Source organism: Saccharibacillus sp. JS10 (assembly GCF_024436065.1).
Classification (GTDB): domain Bacteria; phylum Bacillota; class Bacilli; order Paenibacillales; family Paenibacillaceae; genus Saccharibacillus.
This window is the reverse complement of sequence record NZ_JANFNS010000003.1, coordinates 107,864-134,303: the sequence shown is the minus strand read 5'-3', so window position 1 is coordinate 134,303 and position 26,440 is coordinate 107,864. Positions and strand designations below refer to the sequence as shown.

At 48.4% G+C, this 26,440-nt stretch carries 21 protein-coding genes; 13 read left to right on the top strand and 8 right to left on the bottom strand.

Translation table 11 applies throughout. The annotated features are described in order from the left end of the window. Positions 1-53: 53 nt before the first annotated feature. Both NOM90_RS11105 and NOM90_RS11100 read left to right on the top strand, forming a co-directional pair. Positions 54-686, top strand: coding sequence for an NAD(P)-dependent oxidoreductase (locus NOM90_RS11105; RefSeq protein ID WP_255942433.1), 633 nt, complete (start codon positions 54-56; stop codon positions 684-686). A gap of 31 nt (positions 687-717) precedes the next feature. Further along, positions 718-2,373: an NAD(P)H-hydrate dehydratase gene (locus tag NOM90_RS11100; RefSeq protein WP_255942025.1), complete on the top strand. Its 1,656-nt coding sequence runs from the start codon at positions 718-720 to the stop codon at positions 2,371-2,373. A 102-nt stretch (positions 2,374-2,475) separates the two neighbouring features. Here the strand turns inward: NOM90_RS11100 and NOM90_RS11095 are convergent, their stop codons facing one another. The 6 genes from NOM90_RS11095 to NOM90_RS11070 form a co-directional block, all read right to left on the bottom strand. After that, the gene (locus NOM90_RS11095; RefSeq protein ID WP_255942024.1) at positions 2,476-4,062 is read right to left on the bottom strand and encodes a methyl-accepting chemotaxis protein; all 1,587 of its coding nucleotides are present in this window, start codon (positions 4,060-4,062) and stop codon (positions 2,476-2,478) included. A 320-nt stretch (positions 4,063-4,382) separates the two neighbouring features. Beyond that, positions 4,383-5,660 carry a serine--tRNA ligase gene (gene serS, locus NOM90_RS11090; RefSeq protein WP_255942023.1) on the bottom strand — a complete coding sequence of 426 codons (1,278 nt, stop codon included), beginning with the start codon at positions 5,658-5,660 and terminating at the stop codon, positions 4,383-4,385. A 568-nt stretch (positions 5,661-6,228) separates the two neighbouring features. Continuing rightward, positions 6,229-6,678 carry an IDEAL domain-containing protein gene (locus NOM90_RS11085; RefSeq protein ID WP_255942022.1) on the bottom strand — a complete coding sequence of 150 codons (450 nt, stop codon included), beginning with the start codon at positions 6,676-6,678 and terminating at the stop codon, positions 6,229-6,231. 257 nt (positions 6,679-6,935) lie between these two features. Next, positions 6,936-7,778: a TerC family protein gene (locus tag NOM90_RS11080; protein WP_255942021.1), complete on the bottom strand. Its 843-nt coding sequence runs from the start codon at positions 7,776-7,778 to the stop codon at positions 6,936-6,938. A 360-nt stretch (positions 7,779-8,138) separates the two neighbouring features. Continuing rightward, complete coding sequence (nrdG, locus tag NOM90_RS11075; protein WP_255942020.1) at positions 8,139-8,660, bottom strand: anaerobic ribonucleoside-triphosphate reductase activating protein; 522 nt, start codon at positions 8,658-8,660, stop codon at positions 8,139-8,141. Between the two features lie 39 nt (positions 8,661-8,699). Then, entirely contained in the window at positions 8,700-10,724 is a 2,025-nt protein-coding gene (locus tag NOM90_RS11070) for an anaerobic ribonucleoside triphosphate reductase (protein ID WP_370866596.1), read from the bottom strand. Positions 10,725-11,011: 287 nt separating this feature from the next. Between NOM90_RS11070 and NOM90_RS11065 the strand changes: the two genes are divergently transcribed. The 4 genes from NOM90_RS11065 (at position 11,012) to NOM90_RS11050 (ending at position 13,858) form a co-directional block, all read left to right on the top strand. After that, a complete protein-coding gene (locus NOM90_RS11065; protein WP_255942019.1) occupies positions 11,012-11,329 on the top strand; it encodes an MTH1187 family thiamine-binding protein in 318 nt (105 codons plus the stop codon). A gap of 297 nt (positions 11,330-11,626) precedes the next feature. Next, positions 11,627-13,243 (top strand): sensor domain-containing diguanylate cyclase, encoded by a 1,617-nt coding sequence (locus tag NOM90_RS11060; RefSeq protein WP_255942018.1) that lies wholly within the window; start codon positions 11,627-11,629, stop codon positions 13,241-13,243. After that, positions 13,191-13,652 (top strand): DUF3990 domain-containing protein, encoded by a 462-nt coding sequence (locus NOM90_RS11055; RefSeq protein WP_370866605.1) that lies wholly within the window; start codon positions 13,191-13,193, stop codon positions 13,650-13,652. Before NOM90_RS11060 ends, NOM90_RS11055 begins: the two co-directional genes overlap by 53 nt. Continuing rightward, positions 13,649-13,858, top strand: coding sequence for a hypothetical protein (locus NOM90_RS11050; RefSeq protein WP_255942017.1), 210 nt, complete (start codon positions 13,649-13,651; stop codon positions 13,856-13,858). Before NOM90_RS11055 ends, NOM90_RS11050 begins: the two co-directional genes overlap by 4 nt. 103 nt (positions 13,859-13,961) lie before the next feature. Here NOM90_RS11050 and NOM90_RS11045 read toward each other — a convergent pair whose 3' ends face one another. Then, positions 13,962-14,243 carry a hypothetical protein gene (locus tag NOM90_RS11045; RefSeq protein WP_255942015.1) on the bottom strand — a complete coding sequence of 94 codons (282 nt, stop codon included), beginning with the start codon at positions 14,241-14,243 and terminating at the stop codon, positions 13,962-13,964. Between the two features lie 295 nt (positions 14,244-14,538). Between NOM90_RS11045 and NOM90_RS11040 the strand changes: the two genes are divergently transcribed. From NOM90_RS11040 to NOM90_RS11010, 7 genes are read left to right on the top strand one after another with little or no spacing between them, the layout of a single operon-like run. Continuing rightward, on the top strand, positions 14,539-15,639 hold the full coding sequence (locus tag NOM90_RS11040; protein WP_255942429.1) for an ATP-binding protein: 1,101 nt from the start codon (positions 14,539-14,541) through the stop codon (positions 15,637-15,639). Beyond that, a complete protein-coding gene (locus NOM90_RS11035) occupies positions 15,627-18,086 on the top strand; it encodes a DUF5682 family protein (protein WP_255942014.1) in 2,460 nt (819 codons plus the stop codon). Before NOM90_RS11040 ends, NOM90_RS11035 begins: the two co-directional genes overlap by 13 nt. Beyond that, a complete protein-coding gene (locus tag NOM90_RS11030; protein ID WP_255942013.1) occupies positions 18,071-19,213 on the top strand; it encodes a VWA domain-containing protein in 1,143 nt (380 codons plus the stop codon). Before NOM90_RS11035 ends, NOM90_RS11030 begins: the two co-directional genes overlap by 16 nt. A gap of 29 nt (positions 19,214-19,242) precedes the next feature. Beyond that, complete coding sequence (locus NOM90_RS11025; RefSeq protein ID WP_255942011.1) at positions 19,243-22,767, top strand: DUF4132 domain-containing protein; 3,525 nt, start codon at positions 19,243-19,245, stop codon at positions 22,765-22,767. Between the two features lie 25 nt (positions 22,768-22,792). Continuing rightward, the gene (locus tag NOM90_RS11020) at positions 22,793-23,356 is read left to right on the top strand and encodes a hypothetical protein (RefSeq protein ID WP_255942009.1); all 564 of its coding nucleotides are present in this window, start codon (positions 22,793-22,795) and stop codon (positions 23,354-23,356) included. A gap of 10 nt (positions 23,357-23,366) precedes the next feature. Then, the gene (locus tag NOM90_RS11015; protein WP_255942007.1) at positions 23,367-25,061 is read left to right on the top strand and encodes a hypothetical protein; all 1,695 of its coding nucleotides are present in this window, start codon (positions 23,367-23,369) and stop codon (positions 25,059-25,061) included. A 22-nt stretch (positions 25,062-25,083) separates the two neighbouring features. After that, complete coding sequence (locus NOM90_RS11010; RefSeq protein ID WP_255942005.1) at positions 25,084-25,461, top strand: hypothetical protein; 378 nt, start codon at positions 25,084-25,086, stop codon at positions 25,459-25,461. A 28-nt stretch (positions 25,462-25,489) separates the two neighbouring features. Here the strand turns inward: NOM90_RS11010 and NOM90_RS11005 are convergent, their stop codons facing one another. Beyond that, complete coding sequence (locus NOM90_RS11005) at positions 25,490-26,239, bottom strand: hypothetical protein (protein ID WP_255942003.1); 750 nt, start codon at positions 26,237-26,239, stop codon at positions 25,490-25,492. Positions 26,240-26,440: the final 201 nt, after the last annotated feature.

Genomic DNA, 26,440 nt, shown 5'->3' with positions numbered 1-26,440 from the left:
TGATCTAACACTGTGTAAGCTAGAAACGAAAGGACGGATGAAAAATGGATATGATGAAAATTTTGATTCTAGGTGCGGAAGGCGCGATCGGCGCTTCGTTAGTCGCAGAAGCGTTAAAACGAAAATGCGAGGTCACGGTGCTGCTTCAAGATCCTTCGCTGCTGAAAGAAGAACATGCGGCGCTGCATGTACGCACCGGAGATATGCTGGCACCGGGTGCGATTGCTGCTGCCGCAAAAGGATGCGAAGCGATTTTGAGTGCGTTCGGCACACAGCCGGGCGAAGGCGCGCTGCTTCCCGAAGCCGCACGTTTGATTTTGGAAGGCGCAGAAAGTGCAGGCGTAGATCGGGTGATTATCGCAGGCGGATCAGGCACGTTGCTGACCGCTCCGGGCGTTCGCGTCATGGACGCGCCGGACTATCCGGAAGAATTGCTTCCGGTTGCGCAAGCTCATGCGGAAGCGTACGAAATTTTTGCCGCAAGTGAATTGGAATGGACCTATGTAAGCCCGGCGGCTTGGATCGAACCTGGCAAACGTACAGGCAATTTCCGCGTCGGCATGTCGATGTTGGTAACGGACGAAGACGGGCATAGCCGGATCAGCGTCGAAGATTTCGCTGCGGCGATCATCGACGAATTGGACGATCCCAACTTTATTCGCTCGCGCTTCACCGTTGCGTACTAATTGAATCTGTACAAAGGAGACTGAATAGATTATGCGGATCGTTACGCCCCAGCAGATGAAAAAGATCGACCGATATACGATTGAAACGTTAGGTATCCCGTCGCTTGCTCTGATGGAGTCTGCCGGACGAGCGATCGCAGAAGAAGTATTGGAATTTTGCCGTCCACGGGAACAAGGAAGCCAGACTGCGCATCTGCAAGCAGGAGCGCGCCCTGACGGTTCATCCAAACGCGGCGTCACTTCGACGTCTCCGATCTTTGAAGATACGGTGATCTCGCCTTTTGAGGGCATACAGCATCAACACTGGTTGATTTTGACCGGAAAAGGCAATAACGGCGGCGACGGATTGGTTACTGCTCGTTATTTGCAAGACGCAGGGATGCAGGTAACGGTATTGTGCGCTGAATCGCCTTCGAATTTCTCGGAAGAAGCGACCGTCCAACTCGAAGCGCTGCGACGTTCAGGCATTACGGTACAAGAAGCTTCGGAACTGAAAGAGCTTGATTTCAGCGGATATACCGGAATTGTCGATGCTCTGCTTGGAGTGGGGTCAAGCGGCGAACCCCGCGATCCTTATCGCCGTTTAATTGAAGCGGCAAACGATAGCCGATTGCCGATTGTTGCCGCGGATATTCCGAGTGGTCTGGACGCTGATACGGGTCAGACCGCCAAGACTTGTATCCAAGCCAAACGTACGGTCTGCATCGCTTTTTTGAAAAGTGGCTTGGCACAATACCCGGGCGCTCAAGCCGCTGGCGAAGTGCGCGTTCGGGCTGTCGGGATTCCTCAGCTTGCCGCGGATCGGATCGACGATGTGCCGAATACGTACCTCATTACAGATCGCTCTTTGCAGCAAGTGCTTGAGCTCGACACCTCGCGTACCCGAGCCGAAGACAGCCATAAAGGCACTTACGGTCATGCGCTGATTATTGGTGGCAGTCGCTTAATGAGCGGGGCGGGGCTAATGGCTTCACGCGCGGCACTTCGGATCGGAGCGGGTCTGGTCACTTGGGGCTTGCCATCCGATCTAATCCCGAATATCGCCGGGCATGTACCGGAGCTTATGGTTGCCGAAGCCTCGGAAGGAGATAGTTGGAATCTGAATTCCGCAGATACGATACTGGAACTAGCGGATAAGATGAGCGTACTTGCGATCGGTCCGGGGCTTGGGCGATTTGAAGAAGATCAATCATGGCTCGAAAAGATATGGAAAAATACCGATATGCCGCTTGTGATCGATGCGGACGGTCTGAATATTCTTGCGGATGCCGGAGACTTTGCTGCAAAATGGGGGCGTCGCGAACACGTCGTGTTGACTCCCCATCCCGGTGAAATGGGACGTTTACTTGGAATTCCTACAGCCGAGCTTCAACAAGATCGAATCGATTCGGCGCGTCATTATGCGATGAAGAACGGCGTTACTCTCGTGCTCAAAGGCGCACGAACGGTCGTTGCTTCGCCAGACGGAGCGGTGTTTATCAATACGACAGGTCATCCGGGGATGTCGACGGGCGGAACGGGCGATGTGCTCACCGGCGTAATCTCAGGGTTATTGTCTCAAAAGTTAAGCCCGATCCAAGCAGCGGCTTTTGGCGTGAATCTACATGGAAAAGCCGGAGAACGTGCCGCTGAAAAAAGGGAACATCCCGCGTCTTTGTTAGCCGGCGATGTGATTGAATCGTTATAACTTCTTTTCTTGATTAAATAAGGTGAAAAAAGCAGCCCGTTTTCCTTCTTAAAGGAAAATAGGCTGCTTTTTCGTCTTGTTTTATTGCGTTTTATTCAATTTTCACACACGGAAAGTCGCGACAGACAAATGCAACTGATCCGCTAATTGAGCCAAAGCCTGCGAAGAAGACGCTGTCTGCTCACTAGCCGCCGCCGATTCTTCGCTGGCGATCGTAATGCCGGTCAAGGTCTGCATCACTTCGTTGGTTTGCGCGGCTTGTTCTTCGCTAGCCGCGGCGATGCTGTTCACTTTGAGCGAAGCATTGCCTAGACGGTCGATAATTTCGTTGAACGCACGTCCCGATTCATTGGCATGTTCCAAGTTGACATTGACAGCCGTCACGCTTTTTTCAATATTGAGCTGCATCGAACGAATAATCGTCGTGATTTCTTTTGTCGCCGCGCCGCTGCGTTCGGCAAGTTTGCGGACTTCGTCGGCAACCACAGCAAAGCCAAGACCGGATTCTCCGGCGCGAGCAGCTTCAATAGCGGCATTAAGAGCAAGCAGATTCGTTTGTGCCGAAATATCGTCGATCACGCTGATAATATCGCCGATTTTGCCGGAATGTTCTTCAAGCTTATTTACTTGCTGCGTAACATCTTGCATGCTGGTTAACGAAAGCTGAATCGTTTCGCCGCCAGAATGGGCCATTTTGACGGTTTCGTTCGACAATTCGGCTGCGCCTTCCGCGCTTTTTGCGACTTCTTCGATCGCGACTGCCATGTCTTTAAACAACTCATTGATTGAGCGAGCCGACTGCATTTGTATCGAAGTTCCGCTCGCAATTTGTTGCGTGCTCGCTGAGATTTCCTGCGAAGAAGCGGCAACATTTTGCGCAGAATCTTGGATACCGCCGATGAGTGTAGCCAGCGTATCTGCCATTTTGTTGATCGAAGTCGACAAATCGCCGATTTCGTCTTTGGCGTTGTATTCGGATTTTTCGCGTAGATCGCCTTCCGCGATATTTCTTACGACACTTACGATTTTTTTGACTGGCGAACTAATCATAGCGGTAACTAAAATAACAAAGAGTAAACCGAATACGATCGAAGCACCAATCAGAATCATGGTCCAAAGCGATGCCTTAGCCACATCGGCTTGCGATTGTTTGTCGGCTGCCGCTGCCAGCTTTTCATTGATTGCGCCCAGTTTTTCGACCGTTTCAAAAAGCGATGCGCTTGTCGGGCCGATTTCGTCCGTTAAGTAAGCTTGGAAAATCGCATCGTTCGAACCGCTGGCAAGTTCAATCGCTTTCGCGTATAACTGCTGGTATTCTGCCCAATACTTATCGAAATCTCGCATCAATGTTACTTCTTCCGGGCTGAGCGAGGTATTGCGATAATCGGTAATGTTTTTGTTGACGGCATCGCTTAAAGGCGCAACTTGCGTGGCAATTTCTTCTTTTTGTGCTTGTGTTCCAGCGATTGCCATATCGCGGGAAGTGATTCTAAGTTTAAGTAAAGTGGTTTCCGTATTCGCAAGTTTCCGCATAGGCAGTAGATTTTGACTATATATTTCGTTGAGGCTGCCTTTCATCATGTTGATGTTATACAGACCGTAAAGACCGACTGTTGCGGTAATCGCGGTTAGAACGACAACAACAAACATAAGCTTGGTGAAAATTTTTCGATTTTTGAACCATTGCATTTTTATCACTCCGTTTTCTTGATGTATTTTCGATCTTAGTACTCGTTTATCCGATCTCCGCTAAAACGTTGAGTAGTGTGTAAGTGCTCTATTGGTTAAAGGATTGAATAAGTATTTGTTGTACGGCAATAGGACAAACGATACCAATGATCGGTGCTTCTTATGAGACGATATAGGTATTTTCGTCACAGGCACTAATTTTTTTGATAGTAAACGTTATGATTTCAAAAAAATATATTTAATGTAAATAAAATTCCAAATGAAATGCAGAAAAAAGCCGCTCTACCAAAAAGTAGAGAGGCTAAGATTCGAACATTTAATTAAATACGTAAAAATTCGCGCCCACCTATATAAGGACGAAGAGCAGGTGGCAGATAGATCGATCCATCTTCTTGTTGATGATTTTCAAGCAGTGGAATGAGCAGGCGAGGAACCGCGACCGCCGTATTGTTGAGCGTATGGCAAAACCGAAGTTGACCATCCACATCCCGATAACGAAGCCCTGCGCGCCGCGCTTGAAAGTCTCCGACATTCGATGCCGAATGCGTTTCCCCGTAAGCTTCGCGGCTAGGCATCCACGTCTCCAGATCGTATTGCTTGTAGTTTTTTTGCGACATATCTCCGATACATACGGCAACTTTCCGGTAAGGAAGTTCCAACATCTGCAATAAGTCTTCCGCGTTTTGCGTCAGTTCTTGCAAATATTTCTCCGATTCCCGTTCGTCGCCACGGCAGATGATGACTTGTTCGACTTTGGCAAATTGATGGACGCGATACAATCCTCGCACATCGCGCCCCGCCGAACCGACTTCGCTGCGGAAACAAGTCGAAATCCCGGCGACTTTGATCGGCTTCGCCATATCCAGAATTTCTCCCGAAAAGTAAGCGATAAGCGGAACTTCCGATGTGCCAACCAGCCAAGTATCTTGCCCTTCGATGCGGTACGCCTGATCCTGCCCTGTCGGGAAAAATCCGGTGTCTTCCATCGCGCGGGTACGCACCATAAGCGGCACATCCATCGCGGTAAATCCGCGTTCTTCCAATACATCAAGGGCTAGCTGCTGCACCGCCCGCTGGAGCCTAAGCCCGTCACCTTTTAGAAAATAATTACGGCTGCCCGCGACTTTGACTCCGCGCTCTATATCGAATAACCCATGCAGATCGCTTAGTTCCATATGATCACGCATCGGAAAAGCAAACTGTGGAATTTGTCCGTGTTCGCTCAGTACGACATTGTCTTGATCACTTTGACCCATCGGCGTATCCGGCGATACTAAATTCGGGACTTTTGCCATCAATTCGTTATAGCGAATCTGGATCGGTTCAAGAATTTTTTCGATTTCTGCCAATTGTTTTCGTTCGACAGCCATTTCTTGTTTATCTAACTGCGCTTCTTCATGCTGACCTGCGGCGATTTTGGCGCCGATCTCAGCGCTTCGACGATTTCGCTGCATTCGCAAGTGCTCCGCTTGGTTGCTGAGTTGTCTTTTTTGCGTATCCAGATCCAGTAATTCTTTAATCGAAATGTTGATTTTTTTCCGGTCTGTTACCGTTTGAAATTCATCGGCTTGTGCTCGGATTTGCTTAATGTCCATCATGTTCGTACACGCTCCTCAGAGTAATTAGGTGGGTAAAAAAACGCAAAAAACGCCCTCTCGTTTGGGACGAGGGGCGTTTGATCTACGCTCGCGGTGCCACCCAATTTGATCGTTCCCGAAAGAACGATCCGCTCTGGATTTCGCGATAACGGACGAATACCGGTTAACTTAGGAGCTTTAGCCAAGCCCTTCATGTTCAAAGGCTGAGCAGACTCTTGACGAAAACGCCTCGGAGTTGGATGCTCGTCATCGGCATATTAATAAATATAAGGTTCAGTATAACGAGCTAGAATAGGAGCGTCAAGCTATAGATCTATATAAAAAGAGGCACCGGATCTGGAGGAATCCGGTGCCTTCAGGTGCATCGAAATCGATACACGATTAAGGGAAGGAGAAAAAAAAGCTATGATGAAGCGGGTCTCAGCATCGGATGCAGAGTCTGGAAGAAAGTCGCCAGCGGAGAAGCCGCGTAGCACCCTAAGGTGAAAAAACGGTACAAACTTTTCAAAAACGCATAAGTTTGGTTGTGTAAATCCGAATGTCGGGAAGATTGGGATCGAGGAGCCGATTACGCGCTGATCGCGTTGTAACGCATCGACAGTTCTTCGAACCATTCTTTGTCTTTGAGCTGCAAAGCCAAATCGATCAGGTTGTTCAGTTCGGTACGCTCAAGCTCGACTTGGTCGTTGAAGCTAATTGTTGCCGATATCGACAGGCGTTGATCAGCTGGAGCCGCGAGGTCGATATCGACGTTCACTTCAACTTCAGCGTCCATGTATTCTTTTTTCAGGAAATAGATCACTTCGCACAAGATTACAGGTCTTACGTAACTTTCGAACGAGCAATCCATGACTTTGACCCAGTAGTGAGCATTGGAGAAGTGCAGCGTCTGTCCAGCTTCCGCATCATTATTTTGGATGTCTTGAGTCAGTTCAAGCATAATCGGTTCGGCTTCGAAAAACTTCGTAATTTGTTTGTTAAGAACTTCCTTGATTCCTTGTGTATTCAGCGTAATCATGACTGCTGCACCTCTCTCTGATTTATTTGTCGGTTAGTTAAATTTTTTGTCGATTTTTGTTGTTGTTTTTGGTTGATGTTTTATTTATCGGTGCCGAAAAACGAAAGTTTATAGGGTTTTGAAAAAAGATTTTACAAAATCTACTCGTAAAAGATTAATAGGAACTTCTTCCGATATGCTTTTTTTGTCGAAACGCAAAAAAGCACCGAAGAGTCCTATAGGACTGCTCCGGTACTAAGAAGATGGTATCTTTATTTTTACTTATCGATCTTAGGCAATTTTTTCGCTTGTTCTTCGACTTCGCGAATCGGATCTTCGTGCGTTTTGACTTCGATTTTTTTGGAAGTAAACCAGCCGATCAGAGCGATTGCGACAAGAACGATGTAGAATGTCGTTTTCCAGATCGTACCTTCGACAAAATCGTGAGGAACCAGACCAATCGCTTCATGACCTAGTGTGTGCATACCAAGCTTTACACCGACCCAGCCCACGATAACGAATGCCGCAGTTTCAAGTCCCGGACGCGAATGAAGCAGACCGACAAACAAGTTTGCCGCAAAACGCATAATGACGAGACCGATAAATCCACCTGCGAAAATGACTGCGAATTGTCCCGCATCCAGGCCCCCGATCGTTCCCAAGTTTGTAGGAGGGAGAGCGACCGCAAGTGCGACAGCGGCTAAGATCGAATCGACGGCGAATGCAAGGTCGGCAAGCTCGACCTTAAATACAACGCCCCAGAAGCTGACTTTCTTTTTGCCAACGCCTTTGCCTTCTGCGGATTCTTCCGCTTCGTCGGTTTCGGTCTTTTTGCTACGAATGGTTTTAATAATATGACTTAACGAAATGAACAGCAGGTAGGCGGCTCCGATTGCTTGAATCCACCAAACATCGACAAGAAACGAGATGACGAACAACGAACCAAACCGGAGTACAAAAGCACCGACCAAACCATAAAACAAAGCTTTTTTGCGCTGTTCTTCCGGAAGAGGCTTAACCATGATTGCCAACACCAGTGCGTTATCCGCAGCAAGCAAACCCTCCAGCGCGATCAGTACGAGCAGTACCCATCCGTATTCAAGCAACAACGATAATTCCATCTGCTTCTCTCCTTTTGATGTGGGATGAGTTCCCTTTTTCTTACGAAAAGACCCCAATAAAACAAAAGAGACTTTTACCGCTTCAGAATACGAATGAATAAACGCGTGTACACGAATAAACAAACGTAACCTAAAGCGGTAAAAGTCTCGCTAACAACGATGGTTGCCAACAAAGCCGGGGATGCGATCCCGTATTGACGACTTTGAAGTAAAAGCTACTCCCTCTTACCCGGTTAAGGAAAGATGTAGTATGCGGTTGTGGGGTCTTCCATAAATTTAACCCAATCTTACTGAATATGAAGCAGGTTGTCAACAATTAAAGTATAAACTGTATTTATATAGGACAATGTTTACATAGATTTAAAAAGTGAATAATGTTTCGTTCCACAATACCGCTTCGCCTTGCTTCAAACTTTGCGGAATATCGATCAGACGTTGATTGGAACTCCCTCGATGAGGCAGAGATAGATCGCGTAAGTCTTGTTCAAATCTTCCGTCAACCAACACCTGACCTCGAATCAGCAAATCATATCGAGTAGACGACGGATCGGCGGCGATTTTTTCGAATGTGTATCCCGTATACAACCAGATATTTAAGTTTGGGATTTGCTCGCGCGCAAGATCGATAAAATCACCAACTTCTGCCGCTGAAAAAAAGGGATCGCCGCCGAGAATCGTAAGTCCGTCGAGTAACGGATTGTCCGCGATCTGCTGAATAATCTGTTTCTGGCGCGCTAGATCAAAAGGTGTTCCGTATTTAAAATTCCAAGTCTGCGGGCTGAAGCAACCGGGGCAGCCATGTCGGCATCCGCTGATAAAAATCGCTGCGCGCAGACCTTCTCCTTCATTGATAGACTCGGGGATGTATCCGCAAATATTCATTGAAGCAGCCTCCTTGAGAAGAAGTAATCCAGTCTATCGTCAATCGCTTGGCGTATGCGGGAGCCGATCACGGACTTCGGCTTGTTTGGCGGCGTTAAAGCGTGTCTGGTAATCGCCTGTCAAATACCCGGTGACTCGGCGCAATCTTGAGATATGGATTTCGGATTCTTTTTTCATACAAGAAGGGCAAGTGTCTCCGATGATGCCTTCGTAACCGCAAGACGTACAACGATCAATCGGATGATTCATACTGAAATAACTAATATTTTGCTCTAGCGCATAATCGACGATTTTCCGAAAAGCTTCGGGGTTATTCCGCATATTTCCGTTCAGCTCAATATACGAGATTGCTCCGGCATTACAGTAATGATGAAAAGGAGCTTCGAGCGAGATTTTGCGTGCTGCTGTGATTGGATAGTAGACTGGCACATGAAATGAATTTGTATAATAAGCTCGATCAGTTACGCCCGGGATAACGCCGTACTGCTTAACATCTCCGGTTGTGAACTTGCCCGACAAGCCTTCGGCAGGCGTTGCGAACAACGTAATATTCAGATTATAGATGTCGCTCATTTCGTCGCAAAAGGTTCGCATCCGACGCACCACGTCGATTGCTTTTGCATACACTTCGCCATTTTCCGCATGATGCTGACCATACATCGCTTTCATAGACTCGGCAATTCCGATAAACCCAATCGACAGACTGCCATGCTTGAGTACCGATTCGACAGGTTCATCGGGATGTAGAGAATCGCCGCCTTCCCATACCCCTTCGCGCATCATAAAATCCGACGCTTTTGCCGGCTGTCGCACTTGGATATCATAACGATGCAGCAGCCCGGTTAATGCAAGGTCTAGCGCTTCGCGAAGCATCCGATTGAAGCCTTCTATATCTGCGTATTCTCGTTTCCCCAGCACAATCCCGTTTTCGATCCCGATCTTCACCAGATTGATCGTATTGAACGACAAGTTCCCTTTACCCGATAAATGATTCCGTCCGAAACGGTCTCCGATCACTCGCGTTCGGCAGCCCATCGTAGCAAATTCAGTATCGGGATCGCCGGAAACATAATGTTCCAGGTTCATCGGAGCATCCAGATTCGCAAAATTCGGATAAAGTCGCTTAGTGGAACATTGGATCGCTTTTAAAAACAGATCATGATTACGTTCACCTGCGGCTTGATTAACTCCTTTTTTACATTTGAAAATTTGGATCGGAAAGATCGGCGTCTGACCTTGCCCAAGCCCGCGTACGGTTGCTTCCAGCAGGCTTTCGATCACCAGGCGACCTTCGTTGGAAGTACAAGTGCCGTAATTGATACTGGTAAAAGGAATCTGACCGCCGCCTCGGCTGGACATCGTATTCAGGTTGTGGATCAGGCTTTCGGCAGCTTGGAACGTTTCTTGGCGTGTTTCTTCATACGCATAGTGGTACGCATGAGGATAGAGATTTTTTAAGTCGCTGTTATCCATACAAATATCTTCTTCCGAGAAAAGCATTGCGGCAGTAAGGTGAGTTGCAGACGGATCGCTGTCAAAGTTCTCGAAGTATGTTAGCCCTTTGCGAAAGTGTTTAATGAAAGAACGTTTGACGTAAGGGGCGAGATCATGATCGATTTTGTTTGCCGAGACGCCTCCGTATTGAGCATTTTGTTGGCATTGGAAAATGATCGCAACCAGTGCCATCGCGGTCATGATCGTGCGCGGGGTACGCAATGTGCCGCTACCGGTACTGAATCCGTTGGCGAGCAGTTTATCGAACGGGATAAAGATACAATTGGTTGCGCCGACTGCATAATGATCCAGATCATGGACGTAAATTAGATTTTCCGAGATCGCTTGCTCCAATTCGAGCGGCAGTACATAACGTTGGGTGTACCACTTCGCGTATTCGCTGCCGAATTTGCTCATTTTGCCGGAAAAGCTTTCTCCGTTCAGGTTCGCGTTTTCCCGTAGGGTCTCGGTATCCAGACTTTCCGCGATATTGCGTCCAAGCATGGTGATTTCTTCTAAACTTTCGTGATCGGTCTTGGATTTTGAAAAAGAAAAGGAGCTCATCGTCATTATGTATGTTGTCCTTTCTATATGTAGTTGTGATAGTCTTAGGATTCTCAATTTACACCTAGATCTGGTGTTTTCGGAAGGGGTGATTGCTATCTTCCACACAATATACAAAATTATAAGACGCAAAATGTTAGAAAATCTTCATGGTTCAACAAGATGTTTGGCGGCAGCTCAATTGGCGTAAGGGATAGAGAAGGATTCGATTTTTGAATAAGGTCGCGGTACAATAAAAAGACGCACAAACGGCGCATGATGCCTATGAATTTCATCACAAGGAGGAGATTGAAATGGCAATTGCAGAGGTAACGATCATCCCGATCGGAACAGGAACGACCAGTCTGAGCGGTTATGTCGCGGAGATGCAGCGGAAGCTTGCGACGATTGAAGGAATTACGTATGAATTGACTTCGATGAGCACGATTATCGAAGGGCCGCTAGACCATATTCTAGCCGCTGTCCAAACGCTGCATGAACATACTTTCGAATCTGGCGCTCAGCGCGTATCGACTTCGGTCAAGATTGATGACCGCCGGGATAAATTCGGCTCGTCGGCGCAGAAACTTGCCTCGGTGCAAGCGAAGTTGAATGAGAAGGCTGGGGATTGATTCTTTTTTTCGCTAAAATTTGCGCATGCAATGTAATATTTTTTTTCATTACGGGTAATTTCTAAATGTGGCGGCGCCACAGTGTTAACCACACCCTAGGTTGAGGAACGGAAGGGGCTCAGACGGGAAACCAGCGCTGAGCTCTTTCGTACATCTCAGCCTTTTAGCCATGTAATCCTTTTTCTTTGTATCCTTTCGATGAAATCGCTAAAAAATCGACAAAATGTGCCGTAATAATAAGTAAAGAAAAACAACGCGGCACGGACATTTTGATCGATAAAGAAGGTGAGCGGTATCGTGAGGAAATCAGAAGGCGATGGAAGCGCAGTTCGTAACGGAAAAAGCGGCAGAACGAAAGGAAGAATCACTCTACGTGCGTTGTTTGCGGGGTTGATGATCTTTACCTTTTCGATGACGCTGATCATCACATTGTTTGCTTCGTACCGCTCAGAACAGCAGCTGCTCGAAGCGCGGACGCTAGAAACAAATAGCCGCGAAGCGCAGCGGATCGCCGAATCGGTAGATTTGCTGTTTGACTCGATTGATCGTAGTCTTCGAACTTTTGCAGGAGAGTTTATCCACGATCAAAAGCTAAAATCTTCTGCCGAAGCTTCAAGAACTTTGCGGTTATTATACGAAAGTACAGATTACTATGCGGAAGTATTTGTCGCTAACCCGGATGGAAAGGTAGTTGCGGCGTACTCGGGAGAACCAAGCGACAGTCGGATTAATAATATTGAAGCTTCTTTATTGAAGCAAGCGATGCGCGTGCGAGGTTCGTTCCAATCTTTGCCTTACCGGGATGCTCAGTCAGGAATGGCGATTTTGTCGACCGATGCGATCTATGCAGAAGATGGAACGTATCAAGGAGTGGTCGGCGGTATTTTGCATATGGAATCGGATATAATCCGGGACGGTTTGTTTGGGAACCGTACCATCGACGAGCAAAATTCGTTCGCTTATATTGTCAATGAACAAGCTACCCTTATATATCATACAGATCCGGCGCGGCAATCCGAAGATATTAACAGCAATCAGGTTATCAGCGATTTAAGTCAAGGTCGTAGCGGAAAGCAAAAATGGACAAGTGAGACCGATCAACGTTATCTGGTTGCTTACACGTATTCGCATACCACAAATTGGGGCATCCTTGTACAGACGCCTAATCGTTGGATCTCGGAGCAGCAAAATGAACAGTTACGCAGAACCCTTTTTGTGGTATTGGTACCGTTCTTCATTTTGGTGATTACAACATTGTGGCTAGCGGATCGGATTGCGGCTCCGTTCGTATCCTTGACGAATTTTGTGGCACGTGCAGCTGAGCGGCCTCAAGATGCGGCTATACCGACGGTTCGCCGTCATTGGAATCGCGAAGTCGATTTGCTAAGTGGAGCAGTGATGCGAACTGTGCAAGAAATGAAACGCCAGAATCGGGATCTGAGTGATTTTGCTTGGAAAGATTCGCTAACGGGATTGCTTAATCGACGAGCGATAGACGAGACGTTGCAAAAGCTTGAAGGCGACAATCGGCATTTCGCATTGCTGTTGATCGATATCGATTACTTTAAATCGGTCAATGATCGTTATGGTCATGCGGCGGGAGATACGGTATTACGCGAAGTCGCTCATATTTTGGAGCATACGATAAGCAGCCGCGATCTCTGCGGTCGTTATGGAGGCGAGGAATTCGTCGTGATTTTGCCAGATCTCAGTTTGCAGGAGACGTATCAAGTCGCAGAACGTCTGCGTGTAGCCGTTGCTGCTCATGAAAACGAACTGGGGATTCCGGTGACCTTATCCATCGGCGGAGCGGTTAGCCCAATGCAATCGACACAGGTCGACGAGTTATTGAAATTGGCGGATCGAGCGCTTTATCGGGCGAAGGAAAGAGGACGGAATACGGTGGTGTTGTAGAGTAGAAGCCAAACGCAAGACTAGAAATCGAAATTATGTAATGAGACAAGTTCGAGGAATCGTTCTTACTTACGAAATAGATATTAATGCTTGGAATTTATTAAACGGGCGTCGTTTTGAAAGGTCTACTGACAGTTGGCGAGAATTTGTTTATAATAATCGTATCAGTCAAGAGAATATGCGTTTTTCTACAGAGACACATAATCAGTATAGTCCACCGCAATACGATATCGTATACGGTCCACTTGCTGACGGTCAAATGGCTGATTTAACAAGGGTCGAAGCTGGTGAATTAGGAGTAGAAGACTTTTTGAGAACAGTCACGAATATCGGATCTCAAATTTCTATTCATACGGATGCGGCAAAAACAGGTTTGAAGTTACTCCAGGATGGGAGGTATTTTGTATGACAAAACAAGAAAGAATCGAAAGTACTCGTGAGACTGTAAAATCTGTTCTAAGTCAAACGTACAATATAAGTAGTATAAGAGCTGATAAAATGGTTGAAGATTCTGTCTTTAATGAAATGTTGTTAGAAGATCCAGAATTCGTCGGTCATCGTCGTGCAGAATATTGGGCAAAGCAAGTTTTTGAAGAATTCAACACAGTACGTTAAATCGAAACATTTATTTTATTATAAAATGACCAACAAAAAGAACGCGTTATCCTACTTCTTTAGGATCAACGCGTTCTTTTTGCATATTTCGCTTTAGTGACATTCATTCTCCGCCACCGCCGCCGCTGTCTCCGCCGCCTGAATCACAGCTTCCTCCATCGTAAGACGATACAGGTCCGCAATCGTTGTTCGAGTGCGAATGATTGTGATGGTGGTTCGAAGCGCTAAAACCGGCAAACGGAACGCTGTGGTTCGCATCGTGCATCGTACCGTAACGATGGCGGTATTTCGTTTCATTGGAGTAGTTTCTAGGGCTTTTCGATTTGATCCAAGCTTGTAAGATCAGTACAGGAACGATAATGATAAGCGCCCAAAAAATAATCATTATAAAACCTCCTCAAAAATGGGTAAAAATAGATTAGGAACTGTTAATGTGTGTTCCTTCTTACATATACGCGTCCAGTAAACAAAACGTTGGGCTTTTTTGAAAAAAAGCGACTTTTGTCCTGAAAAAAAGAAGTATACAAAACGAAGAAGTCCTTAATCTGATGGTACGAAGAAGGAGTAAATGCCTATTTACTTGATGCCGTCTCGCGATTTGCTTGTAGAGTGTGATAAAATAATGGCAATATAAAACAAGAACATATGATCTGTTTTCGAGGAGGAGCACCATCATGACCATCGAAATGATTAAGCCGCCTGCTGAAGTATTGCATGAGCGGGAATTAGCGGCGCTTGCCGCCGAAGATTCGGGGAAAAGACCGCCAAACTGGAGGTTGTCTCCGGCGGCAGTACGCGACTTTTTGATAGGACGAGAAAAGCCGATTGCGCACGATGGCGAGAGCGTACCTATCACACGCAAATTTTACGGAAACGACGTCTTGATCGAACGGGCTGTCGTGACTCTTGCGGGCAACCGAGGATTGATGCTGGTTGGCGAACCCGGTACAGCCAAAACGATGCTCAGCGAGTTGTTGTCTGCCGCGATCTCGGGAAGCAGCACGAATACGATTCAAGGCACAGCCGGAACGACCGAAGATACGATTAAATATTCTTGGAACTACGCGATGTTACTCGACAAAGGCCCTTCCGAAGCCGCTCTGGTTCCTTCTCCATTGTATCGAGGGATGAAAGACGGTTTGATTACGCGGTTCGAAGAAATTACGCGTTGCCCATCCGAAGCACAAGACAGCCTTATTAGCATCATGAGCGACAAAGTGATGAATATTCCCGAACTTGCAGACGGAGTGCTGTTTGCCAAGCCGGGATTCAACGTGATCGGAACCGCCAATATTCGGGACAAAGGCGTTAACGAAATGAGTAGTGCGCTGAAGCGTCGGTTTAACTTCGAGACGATCCGCCCGATCGAGAATGTGAAGATGGAAGCGAAAATTATCGAGTCTCAAGCATCGAATTTATTGATACATAGCGGCATTGAAGTTCCGATCGATTCGGATGTAGTGGAACTTCTTGCGACGACTTTTATTGAATTACGTACCGGACGAACGCGTGAAGGATACAAGATAGAGATTCCTCAAGCCGTAATGAGTACAGCCGAAGCGGTGTCCGTATACGTGCAGAGCGCGATGACTTCTTACTACTACGAAGAAGGCGGATTATCGATGGAGCGTCTGGTGCAAAATATGCTAGGTACCGTGGCAAAAGAAAACACCAAAGATCTTAGCGTCCTCAAAGCTTATTTCTCAAAAGTAGTGAAAGAACGCGCGCAGACGGAAAGCCTCTGGGATGCGTATTACAAGGAGAAAAAATGGATCGGCTGAATCCGGTAGTAGCTGTAGATGAGGAAACGTCGTCGCCAGAGATCGAACTATCAGATTTAAAGCAACAATTCAGCAAGCTTCATACATGGTTCGAGGAAAAAGTGTTCGATTTAAGAGGTCCTGTCGTGCATTTCCCGATTCGGCATCATAGCCCGGCTTGTTCGTATCATCTACTGCGAACGATTGAAGAGTATGCACCGGATCTGATTTTGATTGAAGGGCCGGAGAGCGGGAACCCGCTGATTCCCGTGCTTGCCGATCCGGCAACGCAGGCGCCGGTGAGTCTGTATTACGGGTACGAAGACGAGAGCGGACGCGGGTCTTGCTATTTTCCGATGCTGGATTATTCGCCCGAGTATATCGGAATCCGCGAAGCGGCGAAGCGCCAGATCCCGGCGCGTTTTATCGACCTGGATTATCGGGGGCGGCAACGCGAAGCGAGCGAGAACGGCAAATCTTCCGCGCAAGACGAAGCGCTGCTTGCCGGTTCGGATTTTATCCGTAGATTATGCCAAGCGACGAAGACGCGCCATTTCGACGAATGGTGGGAAAAGTCTTTTGAAGTGGGCGGACTGAGTCAAGATACGCGTGAATTTGCACGCGGCGTTTTTACCTATTGTACCTTGTCGCGGATGACGTATTCCGCAGAGCGACTCAAGCAAGAAGGCGACTTGGAGCGCGAAGCTCGGATGCGGACGCATATTGAAGAAGCGCGTGCAGCATATAAGCGGATATTAGTGGTCACCGGAGGTTTTCATACGTACGGATTGATTACAGATCCTACTGGCGACAAAGGTCATTTGCGTCAGCAGGAAGCAGGCGGCGAAGAGATTCGTAAGCAGATGTATCCGATGGTATTTACTTTCGAAGAAGCCGATCGATTGAACGGCTACGCGAGCGGTATGCCTTATGTCGGGTATTACGACAAAGTCTGGGCATCTATGCTCAAAGGCGAAGCAAAGCCCTATGAGCGCACAGGATTAGAGATGCTTACGACGCTTAGCAAAACGTTACGGACAGAAGCCGAAGCGGCATCGACTGCGGATGGAATCGAAGCTTACGGCATGATGCAAGGCTTGGCTGCGCTGCGGAGCAAAAGCCAAAGCGGCGCTTACGAGCTAATCGATGGCGTGACCGTATCTTTTATCAAAGGGGAACGAACTTTAGCATCCGATCATCCGTTAGAAAAGCTGCATCAATTGATGACAGGGAATCAGATCGGTCAAGTTGCGCCGAATTCATTCGCTGTTCCGATTGTCGAAGATTTCAAAAAGCGAGCGGCAGCAAGCCGCTTGAACCTCAAAGCGACCGGTCAGCATCGCAAAGTATTGGAGATCTACACTAAGCCTGTGCACCGAGAAGCTAGCCGATTGCTGCATTGCGCAGCCTTTCTCGGCTCCGAATTTGCCAAGCGCGAATCAGGGCCGGATTGGGCGCAGCGACAAGACCTTAACCGGATGCGGGAGATCTGGACGTATTCGTATTCGTCGCGTACCGAAGCGCGTCTGATTGAAAATTCAATCTATGGCGGTACGATTGCCGAAGCGGCAGAAGCTCGAATCGAAGAAGAAGTGAGCAAAATTCCGATTCATCATAGCGGCGATATGGCAGCGTGGTTGCTGCGATCGCTGACGATGGGACTGGAACAGCTGGCGGCAAGCCTATTCGACAATGTGCAGAATGCGTTGCGCCAAGACGGAAGCTTTTTGTCTTTATGCGATACTCTCGATATCGTTGAGCAGATGATTTCGCAGCGGCGACTGCTTGGCGTCGCCGACGAGAACCGTCTGCGTCATCTCGCAGACGAAGCTTATGCCGCGTGTATCTCGCGGATACCGAGCTTGAACGGGCTGAATACCGACGAGCAGCCGCGCGCGGTAGAAGGGTTGAAGCTGCTCGAAATGCACGCGGCAGGACGTGCGGCAGAGCAAAGAACGACGTCGGCGGCATCTGATGCCGACGAAAATTTCCGCGATCGCCTCAGCGAATTGCTGGCGGTAGCGAATCTGGCTCCTCGGCTTGAAGGAGCGGCGATTGCGATTCTTGTGCGTATCGCGGATCACAAGCCGCGCGAGATTACGGATCGCGCGCGGGCATATCTGCATGGCTCACCGGATCAGGTGAGCCGAAGCGCCGAATACTTGCAAGGCGTATTCGCCGTGGCGCGCGATATTCTGATGCAAAGCGATGTCATGCTTGCCGATCTCAGTCAACTGCTTGCGCGATTGCCGCATGAAGATTTTTTGCGGTTGCTGCCAGAGCTTCGCTTGGCATTCACGTTCTTCACGCCGCCGGAGACTTCGCGAATTGCCGCGCAAGTCGCGAAGCTGCACGGGTTATCTGCTTCCAGCGTGCAACAACAAGCGGTGAGCGAACGCTCGCTGCTTGCAGCCAAGCAGCTAGATCAAGCGATACGGGAGGAGTTTGCCGCATGGAAACTGGATTAAGCGCCGAGACACTCAATCGTTGGCGACTTTTGCTTGGAGCTTCAGCCGACGAAGCGCTTAGCGAGACAGGCAACTACGATCCGCAACATTTTGAGTACCAAGAATTGGACGGATTGCTCGGGTATTTGTATGACCGCGAATACGGCGCCGAGCAAGGCTACCGCGATAAGCAAGGCGGAAGAGGTGACTCTCAGTTAACGGTGCCGACTTGGCTAAGCGAAGTGCGTAAATTATTCCCCAAAGAAACCGTCGAAATTTTAGAAAAACAAGCGTTAGATCGTTACGGATTAAATGAACTTTTGACGGACAAAACCGTCTTGGAATCGATGCAGCCCAATATGAATCTGCTCAAAAACATTTTGCAATTCAAAGGTCGCATGAAAGGCGAAGTGATCGCGAGTGCCAAAGATATTGTGCGGCAAGTCGTCGAAGAAGTCCGGCGCAAGCTGGAGTCCGACACCGTCGCCAACATTTCGGGCAAGCGCAATCGGTACGCATCGGGAAATGTACGTTCATTGCGAAATTTGAATATGAGAAAAACGATTGCCCGCAATCTCAAAAATTACGATCGCGAACGTCGCCGCTTTGTCGTAGATCGGTTGTATTTTGACGGACGGATTCAAGCGTATAACAAATGGCATGTCATTATCGCGGTCGATCAGAGCGGGAGTATGTTGGATTCGGTCATTTACAGTTCGGTCATGGCGAGTATCTTTTACCGATTGAATACGCTTAAAACGAGTCTTTTTGTATTCGATACGCAAGTCGTCGATTTAAGCGGACGACTCGAAGATCCGGTCGATGTGCTGATGAGCGTACAACTTGGAGGCGGAACTCATATTGCCAAAGCTTTGCGTTACGGAGAAACATTGATCGAAAATCCGGGGCGTACTTTGTTTATTCTGGTCAGCGATTTGGTAGAAGGGTATGTGGCAACGCCGATGTATCAAGCAGGGAAAAGTATTTTGGATGCGGGAGGACGCCTGCTTATTCTAACTGCTCTGGACTTCGAAGGTCATACCGTGCATGACGAACGCGCCGCGCGTACTTTTGCTGATTTGGGTGCCGAAGTTGCGGCGATTACGCCGAATGCGCTAGCTGAATGGATCGGTAAAATCGTGAATTAAGTTCGACTCAAAAACGAGGAGGAATACATATGACGTTACAAAACCAGACCTTAGAGATGTTGATCGAAAGATTCGCAAAAGCTTGTTCGGATGATTATTCGCTTGCGGTCGATCGCAAAGACTCCATTATCGATTATGTGAATGGAACAACAGACCGATTCCCCGATATGATGAGCAGTTCGAATCATTATCTGTATCGCACCATCGAAGCGTTAGAAAAGCTCGGACGTAGCGATCAAGGCGAAATCTTTTTCCGGGCGGCATCCGTTCTGCTTCGTACCAAAAGCAAAAACGGATACGGCTATCAAGAAAATGCGCTATACCGGGCATGTACAGGAGATTTGCTTGCAGGAATCAATCTAGGAACGAAGCAGATGAATGATATAGAAAAAAGAATGGAGCAGTCGCTGGAACGTCTTCAACTGATGCAAAAATATGCCGGAGCCGAGCAAGTCCACGCCTTTTTCCGTTCTCGAATTAGTTCGATGCGAAAAGGCAGTGATTCGGCGCCGCTTGAGACAAGCGCAGATACGCTAGTGCTGCTGAAGTTATACGCGCAGATCGATGCAGAATTTGTTCAAGAAATGAAAGAAAAGCTTCCTCATTCGATCCAGGCGCTTTTGGAAGAAGATGCAGATCGGATGCGCAAATATTTGCTCAAAGCGATCGAACCGCTGGTAATCCGTCAACTTCCGCTCAAAGATACATTGACCCAGCTTGATCTAACGCCGGAATTTGTCGAAGCCAGACGAAGTACACTGAAAGCCAGATTATTCCCTAATTCTGAGCTGGATCCAAATGAACAACTTCGTAGAGAACAACAAAATGCGGTATTAACGCAGTTACGGATAGCTTTTTATTATGTGCTTTTGCTTCATGGCGGCAAAGAAAGTTTACTGGCATCGTCTTCAGAGTTAGATATTACGGTGCTGGATTTGGTGCGCGATGTGCATGAAATTTTGCCGCTGGAGATGCGAAACGAATTGTTGATGATGGAAAATACGGGCAAAGACCCGGACGCGGTACTGCAAGGCGTGGTTCGCGTCGATGAGCCGTTTGCGCTGATCTCTACATTGGCACGCGAAATCGATAGCTATATGCCGGCTTGGAACATGCTGCGTACTGAATTGACCAAAGATATCAAGCGTACCCAACATCTGTTCTCTATATTACGCCGTCCGATGCTTCGAGCTTATGTGTATCGCGTATTATCAGATCAAGGTACGGCTCCGCAGATCGAAGGCGGTATCGAGCAGTTCGTATTAGACACACTCGCAGATAAATTGCACGGCAATATTCTGGGTCATAGCCTTGCCAAATATTTAACAGGTGAAGTGTCATTGGAAACGTATGTCAAACATAAGCCTTCTCATGCGTGGGACGAGACCCAAGGTAACGATACGCGTCGTCGTAACCTTCTGATTGCGGTCACTTTTTTACCGAAAGAATCAGAGATGTACGCCAGATTCGTCAAAATCGCGGGTCAAAAAGAAGTGGTGACTCCAGCATTTTTATCCTATCTGTATCAGTCTCCGACATTCAGCGGCGAAGCCTTGCTATCCAAAGTCGAAGCCGATCCCGATGCTGACGGCGATATGCTGCTGCTGCAAATTTTGCTGCTTAACGGATACAACCGGTATTATTATGCTCGCATCTCCGAGACCGAAATCCGAAATGTGGTACGTCCTCGTCTGCAAGCCAGTCTGGATCTGTATAACGAGCTGCAAGGCGAAGTACGCCAAGTGATTTTGGAGACCGCGTTATCGACAGAAAATGAAGAAGAACTTATACAAGCTCTGCGTCTGGGATTAGGCGATTCGTCCAAGCGCTCCCGTGAAATGGCACGTGCCGAATTGATCCGCCGTCCATACAAAGAATTGTATATCCGGTTATATTTGTCCGACAAAAAAGCAAGCGTGCGTGAAGTGGTCATCGATCTTTTACGAGGAATCGAAGGGGAAGGCGATGCGTACAACCAGCTTATTCAAAAAGAAAAATCGGTGCCGCTCAAAGCGCGGTTGCAAGCTTTGTCCGATACGCTCGGCAAGCCCGCAGAGTATGCGCATGCAGCGCTTGCCGCTCACGCCGATCCCAAAAAGTTAAGTCGTCTAAGCGGGTTTTCCGTCGACTTGTTGCCGGAACTGCTCAGCAAAGACGGGCACAAATTAGATGATGCAATCAAGTCGTATATCCTGACGGAATCGATCGATTTTACGACAGAGCCAAATCCGCGGCTGGACGAAGTCGCTGAATATGCCGATGCTTCGTCGCTTGCGGCATTTACGACGGAAGCTTTAAATATGTGGATTAACGCACAAGCTCCGGCAAAAGAAAAATGGATATTGCCGCTAGCGGCTCGTTTTGGCGGACGCGACGTGATCGATCTGCTGGGACGTCAGATCAAAGACTGGGCTGACAATAGCCGCGGAGCGATCGCAGCCGATGCCGTGCGTGCTTTGGCTTACATGGACGATACATCCGCATTAATGACGATCGATCGGTTAGGTCGCAGTATCAAAAACCGTCAGGTCAAAGGAGCGGCGGAAGAAGCTTTGCAACTAGCGGCGGCAAATCAAGGATTAACGAAAGAACAACTGGCGGATAAGCTGATCACGACGCTTGGTTTCGACGAAAAAGGCGAACTCAATCTGAGTTACGGCGAACGGAGCTTTACGATCAAAGTCAGCGCCGATCTGCAATTGACCGCCATCAACGAAGAAAACGGCAAAGTCGTCAAAAGTCTTCCGGCACCTGGACAAAAAGATGACTCAGAGCTTGCGGCGGCGTCCAAATCCCGGTTTACGCAGCTCAAAAAAGACTTGAAAGTCATGGTGGGGATTCAATCTCAGCGTTTGGAAGAATCGTTGTCCAAACGTCGTCTGTGGAGTACATCGGAATGGACAGAGTTGTTTGTACGAAATATCGTGATGCGCCAGTTTGCGGTCGGTCTGATCTGGGGCGTATATGCAGGGAGCGGCGAAGAAACGGCGATAGATACGACATTCCGCTATATGGAAGACGGGACTTTTAACACGGTAGACGAAGACGAATACGAGCTGCCGGAAGATGCGCAGATCGGTCTGGTTCATCCGCTTGAATTGGATGCCGACACGCTGGCTGCTTGGAAAACGCAATTGAAAGACTACGAGATTGTACAGCCTTTCGTTCAGTTGGATCGGCCTGTATACGCGCCGGAAGAAGACGATCAAGATCGCCGGACGTACAGCCGTCTGCCGCAAGGCGATTATTCCCCGACTGCGTTCCCGAAAGCTTTGGAGAAATACGGCTGGGTCAAAGGACGCGCGCAAGACGGAGGATTTTATACCGAATTGTTCAAACCTTACGGCGATCTTATCGCGTTGTTGAATTTCAGCGGTACCAGTATTTCGTATTACGAAGGCATGGACGACGTGACGCTGGAAGAACTTCAATTTTTCGATAACAAAGGCGACGGTTATTATTACACATCGATGACCGGGCATCTGATCAAAAACGTGCCAAGCCGCGTATTTAGCGAGACGGTATACGATATTTTGCGTGCTACGGGGCAGTGATCGGAGGAAGGTGTGAAACGAACCCATGAGTGAGGCTAAAAGGGAACTTTTTGTCCATGAAGACGACGAAGGTATGATCGAGTTGGTTCTGCCTGAACAGCGAGATTTCATTCAGCAAGAATTGAACGAACTTTCCGGATTTGCGGAAACACATCGTACCGATCAAGGGTATACCGATATATATGTACGCAAATCCAATCCAGAAGGGCTATCCTCGCTTGGAATCAAGATGACGGATATTCACCAGGCGATTGCCGATTTTGCGCCGCCTTACGATAAAGTAATAACCGGCTATGGGTCGACTTATCGCGTAGAATATCCGGATATGCAGGCATTCGGTCCCGATGAAGAAACGGTACTTTTTTGCGAACATCGGGGCGGCATGTTGTATAAAGCTTGGCTCATATTCGAGTTCAACGATCCGAAGCGGTATGCATGGAGCTTGAAACTACTGCGTAAACTTGGAGAAATGGCACCTTTTTTATTGGTGGATTGGATCATGGAGACATCTGTCGATCTGCAAGACGATCCTGCGCTTCAACACTATCTAAGGCAGTACGTAGAGGAAAAGAAAACGACGGAACCGTAGGTGAATGCGAATGAGCGTAAACGATATGCAGACGAAATTTGCGCAGTTGGTCACGCGGAGTACCGAAGACTATTTGGTCCGGTATAGCAATAAAGGATTATATAAACGAGCGCTGAAAGATATCGAGAACGGGATTTTCGTCGAATATGAATTTACCGATGAAGAAGTCGTTTGCCAGCTTAGCGACGGGACGGTCTGCAAATTGACGGAATCGATAGAGTCTTTCTCATGTAGCTGTCCGTCCGAAAAAATATGCAAACATGTATTGATCGGGATCTTGGATTATTCGGACACGGATTCTGGTTCTTCTACTTCTGCTGATGTGGATTCGCTGGATTCATTGGATTCAGTAGAAGTAGAGCTACCCAAATTAGATTTCAGCTGGTTATTGGATAAAAATATCGATCCTCTGCTGTCGCCTTTTTCTACAGTACGGATCGAAGAAGCCGTTTTTCGTTTGCGGTATACGGAGGAGCTGGAGATTCAAGAAGGTTCGTTATTTGTTGTCAAAATGAAACGTTCGGGCGTTGAAGTGTCTTTTACAGAAATGCCGGATCTTAATCGCGCTCTGTGCAGCGTGCCGGGTGCGGAAGGCGAGATGTATAAGCTTGAAGCATGGTTTCGATACCGGAAAAGTCAAGGTTTGGACGACCGCGACTTGTTGGCGGGTAAGCTGACTGCGGCGAAATTTTCACCCGAAGTCTTGCAGCAATTCCGCGATTATATCGGAGAACTATTGGCGAACGGGTTAGCACGATTGCCGCGCCGCTTCGCAGATCGTTTTGAAATGCTGGCGATTGCGGCTCGAAGCGAAGGATTGCCGAACTTAGAACGCGAAGCAAGAGGGATTCACGGTGACCTGGAACTGTTTTTTGCGCGTCATGTACGCTTTTCGTCGAAAGCTCTTTTAAGCCGATTAACTCGTACTATGTTGCTAATCGATGCGTTGAAGCAAGATCTCGGCGAAGCTCGAAAAGCGCAGTTGATCGGGCAATTCCGTAGCAAATATTATACGGTGCCGAGGTTGGATTTATATGCGCTAGGCGCAGAGCCGTGGGAGACCAGTTCCGGTTATCAAGGCATTACGTATTATTTCTACTGCGGAGAAGACGCAGAGATTTATACGTACACGCAGGCAAGACCGAACTACTACGAAGATGAAAAATTCGAGTATGCTCGGTATTATCGCGAACGTTCTCCGTGGAAAAAGGATCTGATCATGCAATCGATAAGTACTTCGATGTTGTCTTTTCGATCGGTCAAAGTAAGCAGCGAAAGACGTCTGTCCGCCGGCGGTTCGCCGCTGTTGACCGTAGTTGAGCGACCCATAATCGAATCGTTCGACTTTGGCGATCTATGCGTTTCTTCTTTTGCAGCGTTAACTTCGGAGCCGAAGTCGCTACGATTGTTTGGCAGCGTGCCGAGGCGGTTCAAGTTGCTCAAAGTTTCGTCGATTCAAAGTACCGTATACGATCAGCAAAGGCAATCCTTAACGATCAACGTATGCGATTCGGCAGGTTATCTTTTGGAGCTGATTGTTCCGTACCATGCCGACTGGAGCAATGCGATCCAGCGCCTAGAATCCGGCCGGAATATGCCGCGATCCGGTGAATGTTATGTATTTGCTTCTATCGAAGAAAAAGGCGTCTATCCGATCAGCTTTTTTCAAAAAGATTGGCAGTTGAATATTAAGCTGGATGGATAAAAGCAAGATCGGAGGAACAGAGATGAAAGGCAACGAAAATACTCCGTCCGAAGTCAGTCGCTTTCTTGCGCATATCGGAGATTGGACCGAAGATTTGTTGCTGCGCGGAAGCCGTCAGTTTGTTTCCGAAGATGCGCGGCGGCTGGAAGCTTATGCCGACGAAGCTGGGCATTTAGGGATGGAACTACTGGAAAAGCTGCTTCGCGATTTAGCGCAAGCTGGCGAAAAAAGCCGCTTTTCCACTTCAAGTCGCGAAGTAGAAAAAACAGAAACATTCAGTGGATTGTTTTTTCGAATATGCGGTTATATCGAGCTGGCTCGGCAAAGTGGAGGTTCGGTAGACGAAACTTCGGCAAGCGATGCGGCTGTCGATGAAGGTGAAGAAGAAATAGCGGAATAACGGGGGAAGCCCATTATTCCGCTGCAAGTTATTGTCCATTTGAAGAAGTCGTGGAAGTACGAGATTTTTCTTTCGTACTCTCGATCGATTTGGAATCGCTCTGTTGTACAGGGCGATTTTTTTCGTTTGAAGCCGCCGATTGATTCGGCGTAGAAGTCGTAGTCTGATTGGCAGCGGGGCGGTCGCGCTCGCCGGAAGCGTTGGAGCCGCTGGACTGCGGCTCTTGCGTGTCGTCGTCGCTTGGGCGGTCGCGCTCGCCGGAAGCGTTGGAGCCGCTGGATTGCGGCTCTTGCGTGGCGTCGCTTGGGCGATCGCGCTCGCCGGAAGCGTTAGAGCCGCTAGGCTGCGGCTCTTGCGTGTCGTCGCTTGGGCGATCGCGCTCGCCGGAAGCGTTAGAGCCGCTGGATTGCGGCTCCTGCGTGGCGTCGCTGGGGCGATCGCGCTCGCCGGAAGCGTTGGAGCCGCTGGATTGCGGCTCTTGCTGAGCGTCGCTGGGGCGATCGCGCTCGCCGGAAGCGTTAGAGCCGCTGGATTGCGGCTCCTTCGTAGCGTCGCTGGGGCGGTCGCGCTCGCCGGAAGCGTTAGAGCCGCTGGACTGCGGCTCTTGCGTGGCGTCGCTCGGGCGATCGCGCTCGCCAGAAGCGTTGGAGCCGCTTGGCGACTCCGACCCGGCAGATTGCGCCGGGTCAGGTTCTTGCCGCGCGTTCTCTGCGGCAAGCGTCCCACTATTGGGGTCGGGACGTTGGTGTTCGGCGGACGAGCTTCCGCCACTTACCAAGGGGCTTGAATCGCCTCCCGAGCAGGCGCTCACGAAAGCCAGCAAAGCCGCCGAGCCTAACAGCGCGCCAGCTACGCGCCCAAATTTCGAGATCTTCATCTATATCTTCCTCCGATCAAAAGGACGGAAGTCCAAGTTTTTCGTGTGAGTTTAAATGGCGGTCTATAGGTGCTTCCTCATTTTAACAGATTTCGTCTTCTA